Annotated in this window: 7 protein-coding genes; 6 read left to right on the forward strand and 1 reads right to left on the reverse strand. The window is 34.6% G+C overall.

The window, feature by feature from the left end; all coding sequences use genetic code 11:
• The first annotated feature begins 24 nt into the window (after window positions 1-24).
• From atpF to O5Y44_RS07860, 6 genes are read left to right on the forward strand one after another with little or no spacing between them, the layout of a single operon-like run.
• Window positions 25-549 carry a F0F1 ATP synthase subunit B gene (atpF, locus tag O5Y44_RS07835; protein WP_271987125.1) on the forward strand — a complete coding sequence of 175 codons (525 nt, stop codon included), beginning with the start codon at window positions 25-27 and terminating at the stop codon, window positions 547-549.
• A complete protein-coding gene (gene atpH / locus O5Y44_RS07840) occupies window positions 549-1088 on the forward strand; it encodes an ATP synthase F1 subunit delta (RefSeq protein ID WP_003147225.1) in 540 nt (179 codons plus the stop codon). The genes atpF and atpH overlap by 1 nt, the downstream gene beginning before the upstream one ends.
• 27 nt (window positions 1089-1115) lie before the next feature.
• Entirely contained in the window at window positions 1116-2618 is a 1503-nt protein-coding gene (gene atpA, locus O5Y44_RS07845) for a F0F1 ATP synthase subunit alpha (RefSeq protein WP_003147223.1), read from the forward strand.
• Window positions 2619-2652: 34 nt separating this feature from the next.
• Complete coding sequence (gene atpG / locus O5Y44_RS07850) at window positions 2653-3522, forward strand: ATP synthase F1 subunit gamma (RefSeq protein WP_102170359.1); 870 nt, start codon at window positions 2653-2655, stop codon at window positions 3520-3522.
• Window positions 3523-3561: 39 nt separating this feature from the next.
• Complete coding sequence (atpD, locus tag O5Y44_RS07855) at window positions 3562-4977, forward strand: F0F1 ATP synthase subunit beta (RefSeq protein ID WP_003147221.1); 1416 nt, start codon at window positions 3562-3564, stop codon at window positions 4975-4977.
• Between the two features lie 20 nt (window positions 4978-4997).
• Window positions 4998-5402 carry a F0F1 ATP synthase subunit epsilon gene (locus O5Y44_RS07860; RefSeq protein ID WP_271987124.1) on the forward strand — a complete coding sequence of 135 codons (405 nt, stop codon included), beginning with the start codon at window positions 4998-5000 and terminating at the stop codon, window positions 5400-5402.
• 101 nt (window positions 5403-5503) lie between these two features.
• Here O5Y44_RS07860 and O5Y44_RS07865 read toward each other — a convergent pair.
• Window positions 5504-6694, reverse strand: a 1191-nt coding sequence (locus O5Y44_RS07865; RefSeq protein ID WP_371465892.1) for an LPXTG cell wall anchor domain-containing protein, incomplete at its 5' end; no start/stop codon positions are given.

The raw sequence follows: 6694 nt of genomic DNA on the forward strand, positions 1-6694 counted from the left end.
ATGAAGAATAGGAGCATTTAGTAAATGGAAAATTTAGTATTTTTAGCTACTGAACACTCTTCTCATCAAGGTTTTAATCTAGGAAATATGGCTATTAATATAGTAGCTGTGTTAATCTTATTAGTATTACTGAAAAAATTTGCTTGGGACAAACTTATTGATATGTTAGATGAGCGTCAAAGATTAGTTGAAGGTCAACTTGATGATGCTGCTAGAAATCAAAAAGAAGCATTAGTTTTACTTGAAGAAAATCAAGAAAAATTAAAAAATGCTCAACAAGAAATTAAAGTTATGATGGAAGATGCTCGTGAACAATCTAAGATTGAAAAACAAGCTATTCTTGAAGAAGCTCGCAAACAAGCAGAACAATTAAAAGTAAATGCTCAAAGAGATATTGAGGATGAGAAGAAAAGAGCGCTTGAAGAAATCAACAGACAAATTGCTGATTTATCAGTGCTTGTAGCTTCAAAAATTTTAGAAAAAGAATTAGATGACTCAACACAAAGTGAATATGTTGATAAAGTCATTAAAGAGGTAGGGGTGAAATAATGAGTAAGTCAGTATTAGCTAATAAAATTGGATATTCATTATTTGAAGTTGCAAAAGAAAATAACGCATTAGAACAAGTAGCTAATGAGTTACCAGAAGTTGCAAAAGTTATTAATGGAAACTCTGATTTTGTTACATTGATGAACAACCCTAATTTAGAAAAAATAAAAAAAATTAACTTGATTGAAGCATCATTTGCAGGAGTAAACAAATATGTTGTAAATGTTGTGAAAATCTTAGCAGGAAATCTGCAAATCTCATTAATAAATTTTGTTTTAGAGCAATTTACTGAATTGTTTAATAAACATTCAAATAGCGTTGTTGTAAAAGTTGAATCAGCTTCGCCACTAACTGAAGTTCAGTTAGAAAATCTAAAAGAAAAACTTAAAAATGAGTTACAACTAGAAAAAGTAGAACTTAATAACCTTGTAGACAAGAGTCTTCTAGGTGGACTTAAACTTACTTACAATAACAAAGTAGTAGATGCTAGTGTTAGAGCAAAATTAAACGCTATAAAGTCAAAAATTTCTACAATCTAGAAGAAGTTGAAACAAGGAGGGACATAAATGGCTATTAGAGCTGAAGAAATTAGTTCATTACTAAAATCACAAATAGAAAATTATCAGTTTGAAGTTAAGTCAACAGATGTCGGTACAGTTATAGAAGTAGGGGACGGTATAGCTCGTGTATACGGTCTTAATGAAATAATGAGTGGTGAGTTAGTTGAATTCACTAAAACAGGGGTTATGGGACTTGCTCAAAACCTTGAAGACACAAATGTTGGTATCGTAATTTTAGGACCAACAACTGATATTAAAGAGGGAGACGAAGTTCGTCGTACTGGACGTGTTATGGACGTTCCTGTTGGTGAAGAATTAATAGGACGTGTAGTTGATCCATTAGGACAACCAGTTGATGGACGTGGTCCAGTAAATACTACAAAACGTCGTCCAATCGAATCTCCAGCAGTTGGGGTTATGGGACGTAAATCTGTATCAGTTCCTTTCCAAACTGGTATTAAAGCGATCGATGCATTAGTACCAATTGGACGTGGACAACGTGAGCTTATTATCGGGGATAGACAAACAGGTAAAACTGCAGTAGCTATCGACTCAATTTTAGCTCAAAAAGGACAAGATGTTATTTGTATCTATGTTGCAATTGGGCAAAAAGAATCTACAGTACGTAGTGTTGTAGAAACACTTAAAGAACACGGTGCGCTAGACTACACTATCGTAGTTACAGCATCAGCATCTCAACCAGCACCACTTCTTTACATTGCACCTTATGCAGGGGTTGCTATGGCAGAAGAGTTTATGTTTAATGGTAAAGATGTAGTAATCGTTTATGATGACTTATCAAAACAAGCAGCAGCTTACCGTGAGTTATCATTACTATTAAAACGACCACCAGGTCGTGAAGCATACCCAGGGGACGTATTCTATTTACACTCACGTCTTCTAGAGCGTGCAGCTCGTGTAAATGAAGATTTTGGTGGAGGAAGTATCACTGCGCTACCATTCGTAGAAACACAAGCAGGTGACATTTCTGCATATATTCCAACAAACGTAATCTCAATTACTGATGGACAAATCTTCTTACAATCAGATTTATTCTTCTCAGGTATCAGACCGGCGATTAACGCAGGGCTTTCAGTATCTAGGGTAGGAGGATCTGCGCAAATTAAAGCTATGAAAAAAGTATCAGGTACATTACGTCTTGACTTAGCATCTTACCGTGAGTTAGAAAGCTTTGCTCAATTCGGTTCTGACTTAGATCCAGCAACTCGTGAAAAACTAGAACGTGGTAAACGTACAGTTGAAGTTTTAAAACAAGACTTACATAAACCAATTCCAGTAGAAAAACAAGTTATGATTCTTTATGCTTTAACGCACGGATTCTTAGATGATGTTGAAGTTAAAGATATTCACAGATTTGAACAAGAATTATATGCGTACTTAGATGCTCATGAAAATGAAGCAGTTAAGCACATTAAAGAAACAAAAGACTTACCAGCAACAGAAGTTATGGATGAAGTAATCGCTGCATTCAAAAAAACTTTTGCTTAAGATGAGAAGTAGTAGAGTAAAGGTGGTGAACTAATTGGCGTCACTAAGAGATATTAAAAACAAAATCAATTCTACAAAGAAAACTAGTCATATTACAAAAGCGATGGAGATGGTTTCCACTTCTAAACTTTTAAAAGCACAATCTAACACACAAAGATTCAATCCTTACATGCAAAAAATGCAGGAAGTGATGGGAACAATTTTTGGTAAAGGAGCTAATATCAAGCATCCTATGTTAGAAAAAAGAGAAGCTAAGAAAACTCTTTATGTGGTAATTACTAGTGATAGTGGTTTATGTGGAGGATTCAACTCTAATATCATAAGAAATTTTGTTAATACTGTTAACGAAAGACATAATGATAGCGAGTATGGAATTGTAGCTATAGGTAACTATGGTGCAGAATTCTTCAGAAAAAATGGCTATAATGTAGTTGATAGTTATAGAGATATACCAGATGAGCCAAGTTTCACACAGGTTAAGGAAATTACTAATAAAGTTGTAGGTTATTTCATAGATAAAGAATATGATGAAATCTACTTACATTACAATCACTTTGTTAGTATGATTCAACAGGTTGTAACTGAAAGTAAAGTTCTTCCTATAGAAAATACAGATCAATTCGCAAATTCTGATGAGCAACCTACAGGAGCTTATGAATTTGAACCTGGTGAGGCAGCAGTACTAGATGTAATACTACCACAATATGCTGAAAGTATGATTTACGGAAGTATATTAGATAGTAAAGCTAGTGAACATTCTGCAAGAAAAACAGCAATGAAAAACTCAACTGATAATGCAGGAAATATTATTGATACACTTACGATTAAATATAATCGTGCAAGACAAGCTGCAATTACACAAGAAATTACAGAGATTGTAAGTGGAGCAGCAGCAACAAAATAGTAATGAGAAAGGAGAAGCTATTAAGTTAGCAAACAACATATGAATAAAGGTTATATTCTCCAAGTTATGGGACCTGTAGTAGACGTAAAATTCGAATCAGGGCATATGCCTAATCTATTAAATGCTTTAGAAGTATTTATAGAAAAAGGTGATGGAAAAAAAGAAAAATTAGTTCTTGAAGTTTCTCTAGAAATTGGTGATAACGTAGTTAGAACAATTGCGATGTCATCTACTGATGGATTAAATAGGGGAGCAGAAGTAGTAGATACAGGAGCGCCAATCACAGTTCCTGTTGGTAACTACACATTAGGTCGTGTGTTCAACGTATTAGGTGAAGCAGTTGACCACGGTGAAGAAGCAGGAGCAGAAGTTCGTAAAGATTCAATTCATAAAGAAGCTCCTACATTCGAAGAATTATCAACACACGTTGAGGTTCTTGAAACAGGTATTAAAGTTATCGACTTACTTGCACCATATATCAAAGGTGGTAAAATCGGTCTTTTCGGTGGTGCTGGAGTTGGTAAAACAGTTCTTATCCAAGAACTTATCAATAACGTTGCACAACAACACGGTGGTCTTTCTGTATTCACTGGTGTAGGTGAACGTACTCGTGAAGGTAATGACCTTTACTACGAAATGAAAGATTCTGGTGTTATTAACAAAACAGCCATGGTATTCGGACAAATGAACGAACCGCCTGGTGCTCGTATGCGTGTAGCATTAACAGGATTAACAATGGCGGAATACTTCCGTGATGAAGAAGGACAAGACGTACTTCTATTCATCGATAACATCTTCCGTTTCACACAAGCAGGTTCTGAGGTTTCTGCGTTATTAGGACGTATGCCTTCAGCCGTTGGTTACCAACCAACACTTGCTACTGAGATGGGACGTTTACAAGAACGTATTACATCAACTAAAAAAGGATCTGTTACATCTATTCAAGCGATCTATGTACCAGCCGATGACTATACTGACCCGGCTCCAGCTACAACATTCGCTCACTTAGATGCAACAACAAACCTTGAGCGTTCATTAACAGAGATGGGTATCTATCCAGCCGTTGACCCATTAGCTTCTACATCAAGAGCATTAGCTCCAGAAATCGTAGGAGAAGAACACTATCAAGTTGCGACTAGAATTCAAAGAACTCTTCAAAAATATCGTGAATTACAAGATATTATCGCTATCTTAGGTATGGACGAGTTAAGTGATGAAGATAAGAAAACAGTTGATAGAGCACGTCGTGTTCAATTCTTCTTATCTCAAAACTTCCACGTAGCAGAACAATTTACTGGTCAACCTGGATCATATGTTCCAGTATCTGAATCAGTAGAAGCATTCAAAGGAATCTTAGATGGTAAATATGACCATATCCCAGAAGATGCATTCCGTCTAGTTGGTGGAATTGAAGACGTATTAGAAAAAGCTCGTAAACTAGGAGTAGAAGTATAATACAAATAGGAGGTAAATAAATGAATACTTTAAGTGTAAGCATTGTTACTCCTAATGGAGAAGCTTATAGCGCAAAAGAGGCTTCTATGGTTGTATTAGGGACTACGAGTGGACAAGTTGGGGTAATGGCCAACCACGTTCCAATGGTTGCATCATTAAAAGTGGGACCATTAAAAGTAGTTTTTCCTGATGGCAGAGAAGAATATTTAGCTGTAAGTGAAGGATTTGTGGAAACACATAAAGGCGAAGTAACTATTATAGTTCAAACAGCAGAATTAGATAAAGATATTGACGTTGAACGTGCTCAAAGAGCATTACAACGTGCAGAAGATCGTCTTGCTAAAAAAGAAGATAGTCTTGATGTAAGACGTGCAGAACTGGCTTTAGCTAAAGCTTGTGCTCGTCTGAAAGTATCTGGAAAGTAAAGAAAAAGATATAGTTCATTTTATTTGAACTATATCTTTTTTTTATAATTTTAAAGAGATACCTCGGAGATAAAATGCTTTATCTCCGAGGTAAAAGTGTATTAGCTATTTTTTCTACGTTTTAATAGTATAGTTGCAGCGAATAATGAAATTCCCAATAAAGTTAAAGCTTTATTAGTAGTTTCTCCAGTTTTAGGAAGTGTTTTTGGTGCGTTTTTAGGAGCTGATTTTGCTCCTTTTGCATTTATAACTGTGAATTTTTTCTCTTCTTGTACTGCAGAAGTATTAATATCTTTTTCATTAGATGCTAATGCTGTTTTAATTTTTGCTATAATAGCAAACTTACTAAAGTGATTTACAGTAAATTGTAAATTTCCACCTGTAGTACTTGAAGGTATTAATTCAATAGAATTATCATCTTTTAAGTGATATACAAGTATTTCTTTATCTTGCTCATTCTGAAGTAAAGCTATGTGAACTGTTCTTGGTACATTTAGTTTAACTGTTTTATTATCTTTTTTTAATTCTAAATCAACAACTCTAATAGATGAAATTTTATCTTTATTATTAATTTCATTATTTTTATCATTTATTATTTTTGCTTTTAATTCTTCTAAATCTATTTTATTAGTAATATCAGTTGCTTTAAAACTGATTTCTTCAGTATGGTTAGAATTTAGTTCTACACTGATATTTTGATCTTTTGATTTAATTACAACAGTTGTTGTTTCGTTGTTGATAGTTAGTTCTGGAAGCTTTGGAACACTAGGTGCTTTTTCTGGGTTTCTAAATTCAGAAACATTACCATTTTTATCGACAATAACTTTATTTCCACTTGTTGAAAGTTCATTGACTTTACCAGTGAAAGGTTTAAGAGCTGCAGTAACAGGAGCGTCATCAGGAGTATTGAATTCAAAAACATTGCCATCTTTTCCGACAACTACTTTATTACCATTTTCAGAAAGTACGTCAACTTTACCAGTGAAAGGTTTAAGAGCTTCGGTAACAGGAGCATCGGCTGCAGTGTTGAATTCAGAAACATTTCCATCCTTATCTACTACTACTTTATTACCATTTTCAGAAAGTCCATCAATTTTACCAGTGAAAGGTTTAAGAGCTTCGGTAACAGGAGCATCAGCTACAGTGTTGAACTCAGAAACATTTCCATCCTTATCTACTACTACTTTATTACCATTTTCAGAAAGTCCATTAACTTTACCAGTGAAAGGTTTAAGGGTCTCAATCATAGGAGCATCAGCTGCAGTGTTGAACTCAGAAACATTTCCATCCTT

This window comes from Gemella sp. 27098_8_155 (genome assembly GCF_041433725.1).
GTDB classification, from domain to species: Bacteria; Bacillota; Bacilli; order Staphylococcales; family Gemellaceae; genus Gemella; species Gemella haemolysans_D.